The sequence below is a fragment of the Exiguobacterium sp. RM11 genome (genome assembly GCF_059821525.1).
This window is the reverse complement of sequence record NZ_CM187558.1, coordinates 479,569-497,740: the sequence shown is the minus strand read 5'-3', so window position 1 is coordinate 497,740 and position 18,172 is coordinate 479,569. Positions and strand designations below refer to the sequence as shown.

Here is an 18,172-nt window from a genome sequence, read left to right as displayed (position 1 = left end):
GAAAAAAATTCCGTGATTCGACTTGTAAATCGAATTTATTTTGATATGATAAATCTAGAGACGGAAAAAAATTCTTTTTCAGAGGTGACAATATGGAAATTGGTTTGATTGGTTTAGGTAAGATGGGATACAATTTGGCCCTCAACTTGAGTGACCACGGACATACGGTCGTCGGGACGGACGTCGGGGACGTCACATCGGACGCGTTTACGATCGTGCCGACGCTCGAGGATGTCGTGAGCAAGCTCTCGACGCCACGCGTCATCTGGGCGATGGTCCCTGCCGGAGAGGTCACGGAAGCCGTGCTCGCGGAACTATATGAGCGACTCGAACCGGGCGACATCGTCATCGACGGTGGGAACTCGAACTACAAGCTCTCGGTCGCACGCGCCGAGCAGTTCGCCGAGAAGGACATCAAGTTCTTTGATTGCGGAACGAGCGGTGGGACGGACGGTGCCCGGAACGGTGCTTGTACGATGGTCGGGGGTGACGCCGACGCGTGGCCGACAATCGAGCCAATCTTCAAAGACTTGTCTGTCGAGAACGGCTACCTGTATACAGGACCTGCCGGAAGTGGTCACTTCTTGAAGATGATCCATAACGGAATCGAGTACGGGATGATGCAGGCGATCGCGGAAGGGTTCGATATCTTGGAGAAGAGCCCGTTCGATTACGACTACGAACAAGTCGCACGTGTGTGGAATCACGGGTCGGTCGTCCGCTCTTGGCTCATGGAGCTCACAGAGAACGCCTTCAAGAAAGATGCGAAGCTCGATGAAATCCGTGGGGTCATGCATTCGTCGGGTGAAGGCAAGTGGACGATCGAAACGGCGCTCGACCTTCAGGCAGCCGCACCGGTCATCGCCTTGTCGCTCATGATGCGCTACCGCTCCCTTGAAGACGACACGTTCTCAGGTAAAGTCGTCGCCGCGCTCCGCAACGAGTTCGGTGGTCATGCGGTCGTCAAGAAGTAAGAAATGCGGAAAAGGTCACGGGGAGTTGACCTTTTCCTTTGTCAGAAACTGTAAACGGTTACATATTAAACTTTAGGGGGAAAACTCAATGTCTGGCTCAACACTTATTTTGATCGCCTTAGCCGGGATCTTCTTGCTCTTATTTTTAGTCATTCGCACAAAGCTTCACGCATTCGTTTCGTTGTTACTTGTCAGTTTAATCGTCGGGGTCGCAGCCGGCATGCCACTCGGGGACGTCATCGCCTCCATCCAAAGCGGGATGGGCGGAACGCTCGGCTTCGTCGCCGTCGTCGTCGGTCTCGGCGCGATGTTCGGGAAAATGCTTGAAGTATCAGGTGGCGCGGAACGCCTCGCCCAGACGCTCGTCAGTAAGTTCGGGGAAGACAAGGCACAATGGGCACTCGGGATCACCGGGTTCATCGTCGCCGTTCCGGTCTTCTTCGATGTCGGTTTCATCATTCTTGTCCCAATCGTATACGGTCTCGCCAAAAAGACGGGACGTTCGCTTCTCTACTATGGAATTCCGCTCCTCGCGGGTCTCGCGGTCACACATAGCTTCATCCCGCCGACACCTGGTCCGATCGCGGTTGCGAACTTGATCGGTGCCGACCTCGGTTGGGTCATCTTGTTCGGTGTTCTCGCCGGGATTCCAGCGATGATTTTAGCCGGTCCTGTTTTTGGGAAGTATATTGCTAAGAAGATTCATGTGACGATTCCGGATTACATGGAATTCAAAGAAATCGATACATCGAAAGAATTGCCAAGCTTCAAAATGATCTTGTCGCTCATCTTGATCCCGCTCGTGTTGATTTTGGCAAACACGCTCTCTGCGGTACTCTTGGATGAAGGTAACGCCGTCCGTGACTTCTTGACGTTCCTCGGACACCCGTTCGTCGCCTTGACGATTGCGACGCTTCTCACGTTCGTCTTCCTCGGGACACGCCGTGGGTATTCACGTGACGAAGTACAGGAGATCGCAACGAAAGCACTCGAACCAGCCGGGATCATCATCCTCGTCACAGGGGCCGGTGGTGTGTTCAAACAAGTACTCATCGACTCTGGTGTCGGTGACGTGCTCGGTGAAATGATGGCTGGTTCACCACTGCCGGCAATCGTCCTCGCCTTCTTGATCGCGACGGTCGTCCGTGTCGCCCAAGGGTCGGCAACGGTCTCGATGGTCACAGCAGCCGGACTCATCACACCGCTACTTGAAATCCAAAACATCACGGGCGCAGCACTCGGTTTGATTGTTATCGCCATCGCCTCAGGGGCGACTGTCCTCTCGCACGTCAACGATTCAGGTTTCTGGCTCGTCAACCGTTACTTCGGTCTCGATGTGAAAGATACGCTCAAGTCATGGACGATCATGGAAACGATTATCGGACTCACCGGCTTTGCCGTCGTGTTCTTGATTAGCCTATTTATCATCTAAGTTAGGAAGTGATTGTGTGTTTACGATTGGGGTCGATATCGGGACGACGAGTACGAAAGCCGTCCTGTTCAACGGTCATCAACAATTGACGGTACATAACGTGTTGTATCCGCTTCTCACGCCCGATACGGAGACGGCCGAGCAAGACCCGGTCGTCATCTATGGGGCCGTGCTCGAAGCCGTCTCGGCGGTCCGCGCCAAAGCGGACGGTCCGATTCGCTTCGCATCATTCAGTTCGGCGATGCATAGCTTAATTGCACTCGATGCCTCAGGACGTCCGCTCACGAACAGCATTACGTGGGCCGACAGTCGGGCAAATCCATATACGCAAGAAATCAAACGCGACTTTGACGCGAGTGCCCTCCATATGCGCACGGGGACTCCGGTTCACCCGATGGCACCACTGTCGAAATTGCGTTGGTTGAAAACCGAGCATCCTGACGTCTTTGAACAAACAGCTAAGTTCGTCTCCATCAAAGAGTATGTCTTCTATCGATTGACGGGGCGCTTCGTCGTCGACCATTCCATCGCTTCGGCGACGGGACTATTCAATTTGAAACAACAGGATTGGGATACAGAGGCACTTGCGGTTGCCGGTGTGACACCAGATCGTTTATCTGAACTCGTGCCGACGACCGAGATTTTACATGTGACGCCTGACGTGACCGAGACGCTCGGCTGGGACTTCCCGCTCGTCATCGGGGCGAGCGACGGCGTGCTCTCGAACCTCGGGGTCGGTGCCTTCGAACAAGGCGTCGTCGCCGTGACAATCGGGACAAGTGGCGCCATCCGGACGGTCGTCTCGGAACCCGTCGAAGATCCAAAAGGTCGCATCTTCTGTTACGCGCTGACGGACAAGCATTGGGTGATTGGTGGACCGGTCAATAACGGTGGCATCATCCTCCGTTGGCTCCGTGACGAGTTCGCAGCAAGTGAAGTCGAGACGGCGAAACGGCTCGGCATCGATGCGTACGACGTGTTGACCCGAATCGCCGAGACGGTCAAACCGGGTGCGGACGGTCTCCTGTTCCATCCATATTTGATGGGCGAACGCGCCCCACTTTGGGATTCGAATGCCCGCGGTTCCTTCTTCGGGCTCAGCATTCACCATAAGCGCGAGCACTTCATCCGCGCCGTATTAGAAGGTGTCATCTTCAACCTCTATACGGTCATGCTCGCACTCGACGAGTTGACGGGCGCACCGAACCGCATCCATGCGACGGGTGGCTTTGCCCAGTCGAGCCTCTGGCGTCAGATGATGGCGGACATCTTCGACACACCGGTCGTTGTACCGGAAAGTCACGAGAGTTCATGCCTCGGAGCCGTCATGCTCGGAGAGTATGCATTCGGGGACATCGAGGAATTCCAAGAAGTTCCTCAAGTGACCCACGAGCATACACCGAACATGGAAGCGACGAACGTCTATCGCGAGCTCTTGCCAATCTACATTCGCCTGTCGCGTCACCTGTCGGAAGAATATGAAGCCATTTCAGCGTTTCAGCGGAAGCATGTATAAGAAAGGGCCGAGTTCATCGCGAACTCGGCCCTTTCCATTGTTAACTCAGACTATATTATATATGAAATTCGTTTTTATAGATCATGTGAGATTTTATAAGAATTACCTTAAAGCTATTAGGCAGAATTTCATTCTAAGTTACTTATCTATATTCATCATAAACATATACTCTTTTAAAGAAAAAATAATTGTTTTTATGATGATATTCGTTTAATGATAATTAATAGTATTTAATTCCCTTTTAAGAAAGGAAATCCACATATGAAACTAAACTCCGCATATTCATACATATTAATTCTCTTGATTGTTTTCACTTTATTTTCAACTCAAGTCGCGACTCCATTGACTACTTATGCTGACGAAAATTCACTTACTGTTGAACCATTCTCCCCTGTCTCTACAAAAGTAAAAGTAAACGGAAAAGTCGATACACTTTACGGTGTATTTGCCAACGCAACATATGAAGAATATCGCACTGATTCTTCGGGAAAGATAGAGATTCCTTTTCCTAACGGTCCTAGAGGTGGATTATTTTTATATGAAATACAACCAACTGGTGAAATCATTAAAAATCGTTATTTTGCGCCTACTCTTATGGCTAACATTTCTGAACCTCACTTTTTAGGAATCAACTCCAAAAACGAAGCCGTTTTCTATGCTTACGGTGCTAATATTCATGTCAAATCTGGTAATCAAGTATTTAGCCAATATGAAAGTTTAGCGATTCCCACTGACACTTTGGAAGATTTGACGGTCAGCGTATATAGTTCATCTGAAAATCACTATTCTCAAATTCTTACTTATGATTTAAAGACACCTGCTTCTTTTAAATTTGAATTAGATGAAACGCTTTTAAACGAATACGTTTTCAAAGGATATACGCTGCCTGGTTTACAAATCGAAATTTATAAAGCTGATAGAGAGAACCGATTAGCAACTTTTCAAGCTGACGAAAATGGGTTCTTTTTTATAAATGTAGGAGAAAACCGAGTACTTGATTTTTTTAACGGTGAGTCCGGAGCATACGAATTTGCATTTCAAGCGAATCGTTTTCCTAATCAAAAACAGGTAGAGTTCGTCTCTCCTAGAGAAAAAGTGGGCGCTCCTGATTTTTACGTTGCTCCTTTACAGCAATATGATAACTATATCAGTCCATCTGTTCTCTCTATCAATGGCTGGGCGCCTCCAAATAGTAAAGTGACCTATGTGTCTAAACCGAGTGGAAATGCTGGTTCCTGCTCTATTCCGGACAGTGGTGTGTTGAACTGTCCATATCGTCTAGAGAAAGAGACTACATCGATTCATGTTACAATCACTCCACCTAAAGGACAGTCTGTCACTATTCCAATTGAAGTGAAAAGAAGTTCTCTACAAGTTTCATCGGTTTCCTTTTCTGACCTATACATTGAAGGAAAGTCAATACCTTACGATATCATTCGCATCTACACGAACCATTTACTTGACCTTTCTCAACGAGCTGATGCAAATGGTAATTTTAAGATTCGAATCCCTAAAGCTCAATATGATGATTGGTACAAAGTGAACTCAGAAAGCATGTCGTACTACAAACCAATAGATTTAAATATTCCGGATACTCGAAAATTAGAAATACCTACGTATTCAATCACTAACAATGATTTGAAGATATCTCTAAAACACGATAAGACCACAAACCCTGATGCAAAATTAGTGATTGTAAAATCAAACGGAACTTTCCAATCCTATACTCCAACGAGTACGGGAGTGTCAGACCAGATTTATCATTTTTCGTTCTCTGATTTAACGTTAAACAACGATGATACATTTCGAGTGACCATCTCTGATGGCATTGCCGCATCGACTTTTGTAGAAGATTCAATAACAGGACGAGACGTTATACTTGATCCACTTGCCGATGCGGATACAAAAATCACAGGTATGACATCACCTTATACATTTGTGACAACCGATCTACCTAGCACAAGTGTATTTAGTGATGCTACAGGTAAGTTTGAATTCCCACTCAATTCATCAAATGAATTACCGAATCAACTCATTACAATGAATGAGAAAAAAACTCAAACTTATACGACACCTTTGTTATTCGAAGACGTGACAGCACCCTCTGTCCGCTCACATGACTATATGACAGACACACTCTTTCTAACTCTTAATGAAAAAAACGTCTCCATTCAACTGAAAACTTATGACGCTCTTGGAAAAGTTATTCAAACTGAAAAAGCACACACTGATTCAACGGAACATATTTTCCACATGCTGAATCACCCAAACGAAATCAACAAAATTGAATTAGTGTTAACAGATTCTAAAGGGCATACATCCAAACCAACCGTGCTTAATATTCCAAAAACCGAGAATAGCTTATCTATTGATAACGTTACCGAAGGAGCACCTTACGTTTTAATCTCAAACGGAAGAATTGGCGATACAATTGTTGTCGAACACAAAGGGAAAGTCTATGAACATCTTAATACCGAATGGACTGAAACGTCTCGTATCATAATTCCGAATTTAGAAACCGGTGATCAACTTACCACTTTTATTAAAGGTAACCTCGATAAAGTTACGACTCAAGTAGGACCAAGTAAAGTTAGCCAGTCAATTTCCTCTGATCGCAAGCGAGTTTCATTTGTATATCGTCCTGGTAGATATGAAGAAATATATTATCAATGGATTCTAATTGATGAAAACCAAAATGTCTTTCCTATGACAGAAGAACAAACAAAAAGTGATACAAACACGGCATTGTACTTCCCTACATCATTGCCAAAAGATCATTCTGTTCGTCTCATCATTAAATCGAAAAATGGTCAAATTTCTTATGATTTGACGAAACAATTCGATTCTCCCGATATGCCTGCGAATCCAATGAACATCTCTTGGACAGACCAGACAACTCACTTGGAACTCAATATTGGGGGCATGTCTACGGTAGAGGCATGGTACAAAGGAGAGAAACAATTTACGACCGAGGCAAATATCGATGGAAAAGTACGTCACACGTTGCCAACTTCACTCAAAGCAGGTGATGTATGGACATTTGTCATTAGAACCGCTTTAGGCATTGCTTATTCTCACGAGGTAGTTGTAAAAGATGCAACCCCTCCAAAGCTATTGTCGCTAGACATCCCCCGTACGGCTCAAGGGGATTATAGGGGAGTAGTTGAACCTGGTACTAATGTCTATATCTCAACCTCAAATGGCGATAAATTATACAAACCCGATGCTAAAGGTCATTTCGTCATTCCAGCAAAAGACTACGATTTCAATCAAGAATATTTGTACATGATGTTACGAGATGACAGTAAGATTGAGACTCAGATACAAGTACCTCGAAAATTGGCAACAGAACCCGTCATTGCTGGAAGCAAAGCCCTCCGTGGTCAAACGATGCGACATGCTGTTGTAACAGCAAGAATTAACGGTATCGACTATTCAGCCACAACGTCCTATGATGGCAATTTTGAAATCGCTGTTCCTATCGGTGTGCCCCACACTAAAATCAAGTGGGCAGTCGCTATCGGTGATCAGATTTACGAATTCCCAGAGGAAAATGTACTCGGCAAGCTCGCTAAATTCACGACAGAGCCATTTTTATCTACCCACAGCTTCATCAAAGGTAAAATGACAGTTGGAACTAGAATAGAGGCGACAGTGTCTGGAAAACTAATCGGCACAAGCACTGCATCAAGTGATGGTACATTTTCAATCCAAGTTCCGAAACAGGTCGCTGGGACGGTTGTCACATTACACGGATCTCGATTAGGTTATCAATCAGAGACCACAAACGTCCTCACACTCAACTTGTTCCCGACTTGGTCTTTAGGTGCTATAGACTCATCAGACTCCTATATCTCAGGTAAAGGCTTGGTTGGATCGTATGCTCAGGCGTATGCTAATGGTCGAGCAATCAGTTCGAAAGTGAAGATTGGTTCTTCTGGAACGTTCAAACTCACTATTCCGAAACAAAAAGGTGGGACATACATTACTGTTAAATTGGAGCGTTCGGGCTATGCTTCGAGTGAGAAAAAGTCTAAAGTACTTTTCAATTTCACAGGCCATACAGTCAATTCAGTAACGGGAAAAATGACAACATTAACAGGTAAAGGAACATCAGGATCGGTGATGACAGCCTATGTGGGAAGTAGAAAAATTGGTACTTCTGTAAAAGTTAGCTCGAAAGGAACGTATCAAATTCGAATTCCACTTCAAAAAGCAGGTACTAAAATTACAGTGAAACAAACCAAATCAGGTTATGTCACTAGTGCAAAAACAACGACTGTGTTGAATGTCTTTTCAAAATTGACAGTGAGTCCTGTGACCCGCTCTCACACGTACGTGTCAGGAACAGCCGATAAAACCGCGACTGTCCAGGCCTATGTAGGTAGTAAGGCAATCAGTAAAAAAGTAACTGTTAATAGTAAAGGACAATACCGATTAACGATCCCGAAACAAAAGACAGGCACCGTAGTCAAAATCGTCTTGCAAAAATCTGGCTATCAGTCGATGAGTAAAACAATTAAAGTGAGGTAATTTTAAAAGTAACATATTCTAATACAAAGGATTAATGTCATCACGTCGCCGCTTGTCATTGGTTTCGTCACATTTATACTCATCAAGCTCTTCCGACACTACAAAGTACCATCGTTCACGAACTGATAATAAACCCTTCAATCCGATGATTGAAGGGTTTTCCTTGCTGATGATTCACGATACATTAAAAAGATAGAGGAGGAGTTCATGATGACACTCACGACGACCCGTTGCCTCATCCGCCCGTTCGAACGACAAGACATCGAATCGTTCATGACTTATCGGAACGACTTGGAGTGGATGAAGCATCAATCGTTCAAAGGTCTTAGCTATACCGAGTACGAGAACGCCCTACTCGGCGTACAATCGCTCCAACACGGCATGCAACTCGCCATTATCGACCAAGCGACGGATGAACTGATTGGGGATGTGTATATCCAGCAAGAAGACCAAACGTATTGGATTGGCTATACCATCGCGCCCACTCGCGCTCGCCAAGGCTATGCGTTCGAGGTGATGTCGGGATTGATTCGTCACTTGGCCGCTCAAGGAGCAGAAGTGTTCAAAGCCGGTGTCCTTGAGACGAACGAGGCATCGATCACACTATTAAAGAAATTGAACTTTACCTATCTCACGACAGAACTCGATGAACAAATTTATCGTCTTCATGTCTCGGATATGTGATAAGGTATGTGACATATGTCACTTGTTTTTTGACTCGAGGGAGCTATTGTTGGAATGAAGAAACGCGTTCTATTACTCATGTCTATTTTTTTGTTGATTGGTACTTTGTCACAGGCGGCGATCCCGGAACCGAAAGCGTATAACGACCCGAGCCTCATCTATCTGACGCTTGATGATGGACCGAACTGGAAAACCGGAAAACTGCTCGACGTTTTGAAGAAGCATCAGGTAAAGGCCACTTTCTTCATCCTTGGGAAGAATATCGAGGGGAATGAGCATCTTCTTCATCGAATCGTCGCTGAAGGTCATCTGATTGCCTTGCACGGGATGCGACACGACCGGGAAGAATTTTATGAGACACCGATGACGGCGGTGCAGCAGATGCAGGAAGTGCAAGCGCTCGTTTATGAAGTGACGGGTATCCATACGAACATGGCCCGGACCATCTATGGCAGTGAACCGGACATGACACCTGCGCACTGGCAAGCGATGAACGACGCCGGTTTTGAGATTTGGGACTGGAATGTCGGCAGTCTCGACCATGTGTACAAGAAAGACAATGCTCGCGTCGAACAGCGCGTGTTCGACCGCCTCGAAGCGAATCGTGCCGCGAATATCGCTTCCATCATCTTGGCGCACGATCATTCGATGACACCGGAAGCACTCGATACGATCATCCGCTATGCGAAAGAGCGGGACTATGAGTTCCGGACGTTAGAAGGCGTTCATCCTCCTCATAACTTTTCGGATGATTGGGAACCACATGCTAGCGAGAGCACGACCCCATGACTGTAGGCCATCTCGTGGTCTACAGTTTTTCACATGAAAAAAGCGCATCGGGATGCCCGATGCGCTTTCTCATTGAACGTATTCTACACTTTCATTGAAGTGTGTGCGATTTCTCCCACTATTCTTTGCTTGATATAGACATTCGTCTGCTGAATGAACCATCTCACGAAGATGTTCGCTCTTCCCATTCGCGACCCCAATCGAAACAGAGATATGAATCGTTTGCTGATCGAGTAGCTTAAACTCATGCTTGGAGATGCTACTCCGAATCCGCTCCGCTACCTTGACCACCTCAGTTTGCGAAAGCATTGGGATCAAAATCCCAAACTCCTCCCCACCGATACGGGCTTTGATATCGTGCTCCCTCGTTTCACGATGCAACAGTTCCGCAAACTGCTTCAACACCTCATCCCCGTTCGCGTGGCCATATTGATCGTTGATTTGTTTGAAGTGATCGATATCCAAAAGCAAGACATTACATGTCGCATACTGTCCTTTGAACTTTTTCATCTGCATCTCCCATGCCCGACGATTGACGAGACCCGTCAAATGGTCAGTCTCCGCCGAGATTTTATACTCTCTCACACGGTGATGGATGAGGTACAGGTCAATGTTCAACATGGTGATCAACAATCCAATCGGGAAGCTGATCATCGTAACCAACAACGCGACATCTACAGCATTTTCTGTAAAGCCTCCCCCGACAAGAATCCCCATGGCTGCGACCAAACATATCCATACGTTCAACGTAAGACCAAATTGGAACAGCCGTTTCTGTAGCCAAACAATCCGGTATGTCAGAATCATAACGATCACCATCGTAAAGAGGGCAACGCACGCCAGAATCGAGTAAAAGTCGATGCCATAGCTGAATCGGTGAATCGACATGATGGTGGCTGCGATGAATAACGGTGAGACCAGACGGTAAAATCCGAGTAAAAGGAGAACGAGAAACCGAAAATCAATTTTTACGGTATTCTCAAATTGAACGCTTTGCGTGATTAGAAAAATCCCGAAACAGCCTGATAACACACCGATGAGGAGTTTCTGAATGTGTATATGTCTCGTATGATAGTTCATGATCTTCGAGATGAAATAGATGCCAGTAAACGAAATGCACGAATTGGCGATTAGACTCATGAACATTAGTTGTACTCCTTCACATTTGTCATGTTACTTCCACTCTCTACATATATCCAATTTCCATCATCAGCTAACGTATCGAAGTGTAAAACTTTCTACAAAATGAATATTTTTCCTTTTTCCACAAAAAATCGAGCCCTTTATGGACTCGATCCTCACTTATCGTTCATATGTCACCATCACGAATTGACCGGATGCGCGTTGACTTGTCAGTCGAAGTTTCGTCTCTTTCGTGCCTTCTGGGAAGAGCGGGATCCCCTCACCTAACACGACTGGGGCAATCGCGATCTCATACCGGTCAATCAAGTCATGTTCCATCGCCGCTTTGATGACTTCTCCCCCGCCGATGAGCCAGATGTCTTGATTGACTTCTCCTTTCAATCGATGAATCAGTTCTTCGATTGGTTCATTGGTGAAGGTGAAGTGCTCGGCTTCACGGTCGGGCTGACGCGTCAAAATATAGTTCGGGATGTCTTTGTACGGATAAGCCCCTTCTTCTAACTTCAGTACTTCCTCATACGTCTTTCGTCCCATGATGACGGCCTCAACGGTCTTGAAAAATTCGGCATAGCCGTTGTCCCCGTCCCCTTCTACGGCGAATAACCAATCGAGTTGGTCGTTCGACCGGGCGATTTTCCCATCTAAACTCATCGCAATATACAACACTACTTTCGGCATCGTATTTTCCTCCTTGATTCGTGATATATTCAGCTTAACGAATAAACACGACAAAAGATGACGGGAATGATAACTATGAAAAAACGGCACTTGCAACTGATTCGGCTGCTCAATCGAGGGCGACGTGTTACCGCTGAAGAACTGGCTCAAGAGACAGGCGCCTCCATTCGGACGATTCAACGAGATATGCTGTCGCTCGAAGAACTGGGTTATCCGATTTGGAGTGTGCCTGGGATCGGTGGCGGCTATGAGATGTTGCCGAATCGCTTGTTGCCGCCATTGCACCTCCGCGAACAGGAAGCGGTCGCTCTCTATCTCACACTGAAATGGATGGAGCAAATCCCAAACGTGCCATTCGGTGATATACGACATACGTTGTCCGACTGGTACGCGAACGAATTACCGAAAGACCTAGAGACGAAGATTCATCACTTAGAACGAAACATCCTATGGCTTGGGAATAAACAGATTCCAAAGGCTCCGTTCACAAAAGACATCTATCAGGCGGTCGAGCGCAAGAACAAGATTGAAATGACGTATAGGACGACGAAAGGGCCACGTACGTTCATCGTCGCTCCGGTCGGCATGGCACTCCTTGACTTGAAGTGGTACGTCTTCGGGCTGTCTGAACTGGGGCTTCGTCAATATCGAATCGACCGAGTGGAAGCGGTCAAATTGCTAGATGAACCGTTTGAGTCCGAGGATTTGGTGACCTTGCTCCAGACAAGTGACGAACGAATCGGTGTGACCATTCAACTCGAACTCACCCCACTAGGACGTCGTTTACTTGAAGATGTATTACCCGATATCGAACAAAAGAATGAATGGGACGTCCCCAAAGAAGAGCTTCCGTTTTTGTCGAGACAGTTGTTGAAGGCTGGGGCTGAAGTGGAGGTCAAGGCGCCGAATTCATTACGAGAAATGATGAAAGAGCATGCGGAACGTCTTGTAGCACTATACGTATGAAGACTGAAAAGGCTCAACCCATGCGGTTGAGCCCAATTTCAATTCGCTTCATCCATTTCCTTATGAATACGTAGCAATTCATTTTTGTATAGATCAGAGCGACCTCCAAAAATCGCTTGAATATTGTTTTTCACTTTGACGACTCCAGCTGCTCCGAGTGCTTTTAATTCATCCTCATTGATTTGAGAAATGTCAATTACTTCAATACGAAGGCGTGTGAAGCATACATCGATATCACGGATGTTCTCTCGTCCCCCAAGTGCCTCCTCAATCGCAAGTGCTGTCGTTTGAATCGCTGATTGACCTGACTTTTTATCATTGTAGTCTTTACGCGTAAACAGTTTCGCTTCTTGTCCGCCACGCCCTGGTGTTGCCAAATTCCACTTCTTGATGGCGAAAGTAAAGATACTATAGTAAACGATGAAGAAACCAATGCCGACGACGATATTCATCCACCAGCGTGGTGTACCTGGTAAAACGTTCACTAAAATATAGTCAATCAACCCTGATCCTCCAGCCCAACCGATATGGGTATCGAGCGCATACATGAGCGCGAAAGAAATTCCCGTTAACACACTATGGATGACATACAGGACAGGTGCCACGAATAAGAAAGTGAATTCAATCGGTTCTGTAATTCCTGTTAGAAAAGCTGTACCGGCTGCTGCAATCAATAAGCCTCGAACGACAGGACGTTTGTCCGGATCAGCTTGACGATACATCGCGAGCGCCGCCCCGAGTAAACCGAACATAATGATTGGGAACTTACCTGACATGAAGCGTCCCGCCGTCACTTCGACACCTTCTGCGATTTGAGCAAGGAAAATATACTGATCACCGTTCACGACCGCATCACCGACCGTTGCTGTTCCACCGAGAGATGTCCACAGGAACGGGGCATACCAAATATGGTGTAATCCTGTCGGAATCAATAACCGCTCCAACATTCCATATAACCCTACGTATGTAGGATTAGTCGCATCACTCGCGATGACGTTTGCCATTGAAGTTAGTGCCGATTGAATTGGCGGCCAGATGAGCATCATGACAAATCCGAGTAAGATTGAGAAGAAGACCATCACAATCCCGACAGAATGATCACCTGCAAAGAATCCCAACACTTCTGGCGGATTGAATGTATGGAACTTTTTATGAACCCATACTGCGAGCAATCCGACAGCAATCCCTCCGAGTACACCGATTTCAAGGGAAGGAATACCAAGTAACATGCCATATTCCCCACTCTCGGCAGCCATTTCTACCGTGATACCGAGAGAAATTGAGATTGTCGTATTCATAATGACATATCCGACGAGTGCTGCGAGTGCGGCAATCCCTGATCCCCCTGACAAACCAACTGCGAACCCGATTGCAAAAATGATTGGTAAGTTCGCAAAAATACTAAGACCAATTTGTAACATCCCGGCACTGATCGCTTCTACCGTTCCGTTCTGTAAAAAAGTCCAACTATCTGCTAAAGGACCTGTGAGTGCCGCACCTAGTCCTAGCAAAATTCCGGCAGCCGGTAATAAAGCGACCGGTACCATGAGCGCCTTCCCAAACTTTTGAAAAACTCCAAACCATTGACTCATTCGATTCACTTCTCATGTTGTAAGCGTTATCAATCTGGACAATGAGAAAGGGGATTGCCTCCCCTCTCTAGTTACCTTATTTCTACTGTCTCGCCCGATTTTAATTCCGGCCAGTACGTTCTGTTTTCCTCAATCAAATCATCTAAGATTCGACGAGCCACCGGTGCATCGACGACTGTACGATTAAGTGTCAGCGCCTGAAGTGCCTTTTCATAACTGTTTTCGAAGTATGCGTCGACAACGAGTTGTTCATAAGCAAGCTGCCCTTCAATCATTCCTTTGTAAAAACGAGGAATCTTTCCAACTGCGAATGGTTTCGGTCCACGATTGGTAAGCATCGCCGGCACTTCAACCATCGCATCGTCTGGCAAATTCGAAATAATTCCATCATTTTTCACCATGACGATGAAAATATCTCCGTTATTGTAAGCTAACGATGCCGCTACTCGAATCATATAGCAGCCGTGGATATCGACCTCTAGATGGACGTTTTCGAGCGAGTCATCTTGAATAATCTGATCGCACATCGAGAAGACACGCTCTTGACGTCCGTTGATTACCTGCCGCGCCCGTGTGTTCGTGACATCTTCTTTTTCTGCCATGTCAGATGGATATAAATAATATTGAAGATACGTGTTCGGTAAGTACTCTGGGAAATCCGTCAGCATCTTCTCTACTTGTTTGAACGTCTTGATCCACGATGGGTCATTCGCAATCTCCGAATCTTCTGGAATGAAGCCGTCTTCTAAAATGGCGCGTTTGATATCTGCAGTCAATTCATTGCCTTCTTTATCAAAGATGCCTGTGAACCAACCAAAGTGGTTGAGTCCGAAATATTCCGGAACGAGATCCCAAATCTCTTTACCAAGAATCTTCGCATAGCTCACCATGATTGCTGCCGGCATGTCGCAAATGTTTAATATTTTTTGATCGTCCGGGTATGCACGTTTGAGCGCCTCGGCGACAATTGCAGCAGGGTTCGTATAGTTTAAGATCCAGCCATTCGGTGAGCCGGTGCGAATGTCAGAGACGAGTTCAATCATATCTCCGATTGAGCGCATCCCGTATGACATTCCGCCCGGTCCACACGTCTCTTGTCCCACCACGCCATGTCGAAGCGGAATCTGCTCATCTTTTTCGCGCATTTCCAAACCACCTGTCCGAATTTGGACGAAGAAGAAATCTTTATCTTTAAAAGCATATTCTTTGTCCGTCGTATATTCGAACGACTCGAGTTCTGGATAATGCTCACGCAAGATGATTTCACTCGCTTTCGCGACACGTTCTTGACGTAATTCATCTGTATCGTAAAACGTGATAGAACGAAGTGGGAAGTGTTCTTTTTCCTTAATCAAACTCATGATCATGCCGATTGTGTACGTACTACCTCCACCGACGACTACGAGACGCTGTGGTGTTTTCATGTGTGCGTTCCCCTTTCAATACATATCTAATTGATTACAATACAAATTTAATACATATTATTTAAACCGTCAACACCTTTTTGAAAACTTTTTATTTTTGTATACTATGAGTAATGAACGTATACAATCAGGAGGTTATCTACATGAAAGCCAAATCTCCGCTATACCAGCGGATTGCTCAGGAGATGCGCTCGTTTATCGAGAGCGGCGATTGGGCGCCCGGTGAAGCGATTCCGACAGAAGCACAACTCGTCGAGGAATTCAAAGCGAGTCGAGTCACGGTTCGACAAGCCGTCAAACTACTTCAAGAAGAAGGTTTGCTTTGGAAGCGACAAGGGAGCGGCACGTATGTACAATCCGAAAAGATTGAACATAATATGTACGAATTAAAAAGCTTTACTGAAGACATGAAGCGAGAAGGAAAGGACGTCACGAGTAAAGTACTTACTTTCACCGTTCAACCTCCGACTGAAAAAATAAGGGAAATACTCGAGCTCGATGAAGATGCTCTTGTCTACTACATTCGTCGTTTACGCTTTGCAAACGGAGAACCACTCATTGTCGAAGATACGTATCTTCCACTCCAACTATTTCCGGATTTAACGTACGAGGTAATGACACGGTCGAAGTACGATTACATTGAAAATGTTAAAAACCTGAAGATTGCCGATAGTGTTCAGGAATTTATCCCCGTCTTACCGACGAAAGAAATTGCTGAAATGCTCGAGGTGAACGATCGAACACCGATACTCAAAGTCGAACTCTATTCGTTTCTCATGGATGGCAGTCGCTTTGAGTTCACCGAAACCTATTTCAAGAGTGAGGAGTATCGCTTTATCATTCGTGCAGGTCGGAGACATGAAACAACAAACACCCAGTGAATTCAACAATTCACTGGGTGTTTTGAAATTGAAGCTCGGATTCTCCAGCATGATCAGCACTTCTGGTCAGGTAAATGGTTTCTAACAAGCAATTGTATTCTCATTTATACATAATGACGAAACATCCATGTTTCTAGATTCGTATAAAAAACCAACACTCAACAAAGGCGGTATGCCCATGCGTCACGAGAACAAACAGTTCATCCACTTATTCAAAGACGGACAGTTCGATGACATTTATCATCTAACGAGCGATTCATTCAAATCTCAGCATTCCATGGATGCCTTTCATCGTCAGGCGTCTTCATTTCATCATGGAATTCGGCGCTATCGTCTGCTCAATGAGATGATGTTGAACGGGAATCGGTATGTATTATGGTCGGATTTGCGAAAAGAAAAGTTATTGTCCGTTCAATTCAATCACGTGAATCAGATTGAATCCATTCAGATGACGGTCACATCCTCTTCAAAAGAGACCAATCCTTTCACGAAAAACAAATACCGCCTTCCATTCAAAGAGCAGTGGTTTGTTGTCTCCGAAGGGACGAACGTCGGGATGTATCTTCATGAACCGATTCGAAAGAAACGTGATGGCTATGACTTTCTAAAAACAAAGAATCAGCAATCTTACAAACATAGAAAAGTCGGAATCGATGGCTCGTATGCGTTCGGAGAACAAGTTCTGTCACCACTCGATGGTACAGTTTATCAGGTCGTCGATGGATTAGCAGATGAACCAAATCCTGATCATCCACTCGGAAATCATGTCATCATTCAACATAAACATGATGAATACACGCTTCTCGCCCACTTAGAGAGCGGTTCAATCGTCGTCAAAGTTGGAGACCAAGTGAAGACTAAAAAGGTGATTGCCCGCTGCGGACGCTCCGGCAACACAGTAGAGCCACGCTTGCATATGCGTGTCATGAATCACCCGACTGTGAACACCGCGACCGCTCTCCCGATTCGATGGAAAGGTCGACAGCGACCAGTGCGTGGAAAAGTGGTCACTTCCCGCGAAGAGGACAGTTGGTCAAATGGGCTCGCAGGCCTCGATTTTTCAGAACTGCTCTTTTATATTATTCAGGCCATCCCGCGATTATTCTTTCACTTTTTCAGATAAGAAAACCCCTCAGAAATCTGAGGGGCCCAACATCACATATCCAAATCTGTGAACGCGAGCGGGACCAGTTCCCCAAGCGTCACTTCTTTCACATCGGCGTTGCCGTTCATGAGGAGTACTTTGAAGTCAGGATCGCCGAACTCGACCATGACTTGGCGACAGATGCTGCAAGGTGGCAAGAAGTCTTCCGTGTCCCCAGACACGGCAACCGCTTCGAAGTCACCTTTTTTATATCCTTGTGCTACCGCTGTGAAAATCGCTGTGCGCTCTGCACAGTTTGTTGCTCCGAACGAGACGTTCTCGACGTTGACGCCGTCGATGACCGTGCCGTCCTTCATGAGAAGTGCCGCACCGACGCGGAACTTCGAATATGGTGAATACGCATTGTCCTTCAATTGGCGTGCGCGCTCGACTAATTGTTGTTGGTTCATCTTAAG

General features: G+C 46.0%; 14 protein-coding genes. 9 read left to right on the top strand and 5 right to left on the bottom strand.

Annotated features, from left to right (window positions below; genetic code table 11):
• Positions 1 to 92: 92 nt before the first annotated feature.
• The 6 genes from gnd to AC5LIL_RS02725 all read left to right on the top strand — a co-directional run bounded on the left by gnd (position 93) and on the right by AC5LIL_RS02725 (position 9,928).
• Positions 93 to 974 carry a phosphogluconate dehydrogenase (NAD(+)-dependent, decarboxylating) gene (gnd, locus tag AC5LIL_RS02750; RefSeq protein WP_499824800.1) on the top strand — a complete coding sequence of 294 codons (882 nt, stop codon included), beginning with the start codon at positions 93 to 95 and terminating at the stop codon, positions 972 to 974.
• An 88-nt stretch (positions 975 to 1,062) separates the two neighbouring features.
• Positions 1,063 to 2,406: a GntT/GntP/DsdX family permease gene (locus AC5LIL_RS02745; protein ID WP_214744448.1), complete on the top strand. Its 1,344-nt coding sequence runs from the start codon at positions 1,063 to 1,065 to the stop codon at positions 2,404 to 2,406.
• 16 nt (positions 2,407 to 2,422) lie between these two features.
• A complete protein-coding gene (gene gntK / locus AC5LIL_RS02740; protein WP_499824799.1) occupies positions 2,423 to 3,922 on the top strand; it encodes a gluconokinase in 1,500 nt (499 codons plus the stop codon).
• 261 nt (positions 3,923 to 4,183) lie between these two features.
• Positions 4,184 to 8,455, top strand: a complete 4,272-nt coding sequence (locus AC5LIL_RS02735) for an Ig-like domain-containing protein (RefSeq protein ID WP_499824798.1) — start codon at positions 4,184 to 4,186, stop codon at positions 8,453 to 8,455.
• A 207-nt stretch (positions 8,456 to 8,662) separates the two neighbouring features.
• On the top strand, positions 8,663 to 9,139 hold the full coding sequence (locus AC5LIL_RS02730) for a GNAT family N-acetyltransferase (protein WP_499824797.1): 477 nt from the start codon (positions 8,663 to 8,665) through the stop codon (positions 9,137 to 9,139).
• A 54-nt stretch (positions 9,140 to 9,193) separates the two neighbouring features.
• Positions 9,194 to 9,928 (top strand): polysaccharide deacetylase family protein, encoded by a 735-nt coding sequence (locus tag AC5LIL_RS02725; RefSeq protein ID WP_499824796.1) that lies wholly within the window; start codon positions 9,194 to 9,196, stop codon positions 9,926 to 9,928.
• A gap of 69 nt (positions 9,929 to 9,997) precedes the next feature.
• On the opposite strand, the gene AC5LIL_RS02720 is transcribed toward AC5LIL_RS02725, so the two are convergent.
• A complete protein-coding gene (locus AC5LIL_RS02720) occupies positions 9,998 to 11,074 on the bottom strand; it encodes a GGDEF domain-containing protein (protein ID WP_499824795.1) in 1,077 nt (358 codons plus the stop codon).
• A 156-nt stretch (positions 11,075 to 11,230) separates the two neighbouring features.
• Positions 11,231 to 11,749 (bottom strand): dihydrofolate reductase family protein, encoded by a 519-nt coding sequence (locus tag AC5LIL_RS02715; RefSeq protein ID WP_499824794.1) that lies wholly within the window; start codon positions 11,747 to 11,749, stop codon positions 11,231 to 11,233.
• 75 nt (positions 11,750 to 11,824) lie between these two features.
• On the opposite strand from AC5LIL_RS02715, the gene AC5LIL_RS02710 reads away from it, so the two are divergent.
• Positions 11,825 to 12,715 (top strand): helix-turn-helix transcriptional regulator, encoded by an 891-nt coding sequence (locus AC5LIL_RS02710; RefSeq protein WP_499824793.1) that lies wholly within the window; start codon positions 11,825 to 11,827, stop codon positions 12,713 to 12,715.
• A gap of 38 nt (positions 12,716 to 12,753) precedes the next feature.
• Here AC5LIL_RS02710 and AC5LIL_RS02705 read toward each other — a convergent pair whose 3' ends face one another.
• Positions 12,754 to 14,307: a PTS transporter subunit EIIC gene (locus tag AC5LIL_RS02705; protein WP_499824792.1), complete on the bottom strand. Its 1,554-nt coding sequence runs from the start codon at positions 14,305 to 14,307 to the stop codon at positions 12,754 to 12,756.
• 71 nt (positions 14,308 to 14,378) lie between these two features.
• Complete coding sequence (locus AC5LIL_RS02700; RefSeq protein WP_499824791.1) at positions 14,379 to 15,731, bottom strand: 6-phospho-alpha-glucosidase; 1,353 nt, start codon at positions 15,729 to 15,731, stop codon at positions 14,379 to 14,381.
• 143 nt (positions 15,732 to 15,874) lie between these two features.
• Here AC5LIL_RS02700 and AC5LIL_RS02695 point away from each other — a divergent pair, with 143 nt between their 5' ends.
• Together AC5LIL_RS02695 and AC5LIL_RS02690 are read left to right on the top strand one after the other, a co-directional pair.
• Entirely contained in the window at positions 15,875 to 16,612 is a 738-nt protein-coding gene (locus AC5LIL_RS02695; protein ID WP_499824790.1) for a GntR family transcriptional regulator, read from the top strand.
• Positions 16,613 to 16,790: 178 nt separating this feature from the next.
• Positions 16,791 to 17,735, top strand: coding sequence for a M23 family metallopeptidase (locus tag AC5LIL_RS02690; RefSeq protein ID WP_499824789.1), 945 nt, complete (start codon positions 16,791 to 16,793; stop codon positions 17,733 to 17,735).
• A gap of 32 nt (positions 17,736 to 17,767) precedes the next feature.
• Here AC5LIL_RS02690 and AC5LIL_RS02685 read toward each other — a convergent pair whose 3' ends face one another.
• Positions 17,768 to 18,166 carry a cytidine deaminase gene (locus tag AC5LIL_RS02685; RefSeq protein WP_499824788.1) on the bottom strand — a complete coding sequence of 133 codons (399 nt, stop codon included), beginning with the start codon at positions 18,164 to 18,166 and terminating at the stop codon, positions 17,768 to 17,770.
• Positions 18,167 to 18,172: the final 6 nt, after the last annotated feature.

Bases quoted from the DNA above. Each gene is read 5' to 3' on its own strand.
- gnd (WP_499824800.1), top strand. From the start codon at position 93: ATGGAAATTGGTTTGATTGGTTTAGGTAAGATGGGATACAATTTGGCC.
- AC5LIL_RS02745 (WP_214744448.1), top strand. From the start codon at position 1,063: ATGTCTGGCTCAACACTTATTTTGATCGCCTTAGCCGGGATCTTCTTG.
- AC5LIL_RS02735 (WP_499824798.1), top strand. From the start codon at position 4,184: ATGAAACTAAACTCCGCATATTCATACATATTAATTCTCTTGATTGTT.
- AC5LIL_RS02730 (WP_499824797.1), top strand. From the start codon at position 8,663: ATGATGACACTCACGACGACCCGTTGCCTCATCCGCCCGTTCGAACGA.
- AC5LIL_RS02725 (WP_499824796.1), top strand. From the start codon at position 9,194: ATGAAGAAACGCGTTCTATTACTCATGTCTATTTTTTTGTTGATTGGT.
- AC5LIL_RS02720 (WP_499824795.1), bottom strand. From the start codon at position 11,074: ATGTTCATGAGTCTAATCGCCAATTCGTGCATTTCGTTTACTGGCATC.
- AC5LIL_RS02715 (WP_499824794.1), bottom strand. From the start codon at position 11,749: ATGCCGAAAGTAGTGTTGTATATTGCGATGAGTTTAGATGGGAAAATC.
- AC5LIL_RS02710 (WP_499824793.1), top strand. From the start codon at position 11,825: ATGAAAAAACGGCACTTGCAACTGATTCGGCTGCTCAATCGAGGGCGA.
- AC5LIL_RS02705 (WP_499824792.1), bottom strand. From the start codon at position 14,307: ATGAGTCAATGGTTTGGAGTTTTTCAAAAGTTTGGGAAGGCGCTCATG.
- AC5LIL_RS02700 (WP_499824791.1), bottom strand. From the start codon at position 15,731: ATGAAAACACCACAGCGTCTCGTAGTCGTCGGTGGAGGTAGTACGTAC.
- AC5LIL_RS02695 (WP_499824790.1), top strand. From the start codon at position 15,875: ATGAAAGCCAAATCTCCGCTATACCAGCGGATTGCTCAGGAGATGCGC.
- AC5LIL_RS02690 (WP_499824789.1), top strand. From the start codon at position 16,791: ATGCGTCACGAGAACAAACAGTTCATCCACTTATTCAAAGACGGACAG.
- AC5LIL_RS02685 (WP_499824788.1), bottom strand. From the start codon at position 18,166: ATGAACCAACAACAATTAGTCGAGCGCGCACGCCAATTGAAGGACAAT.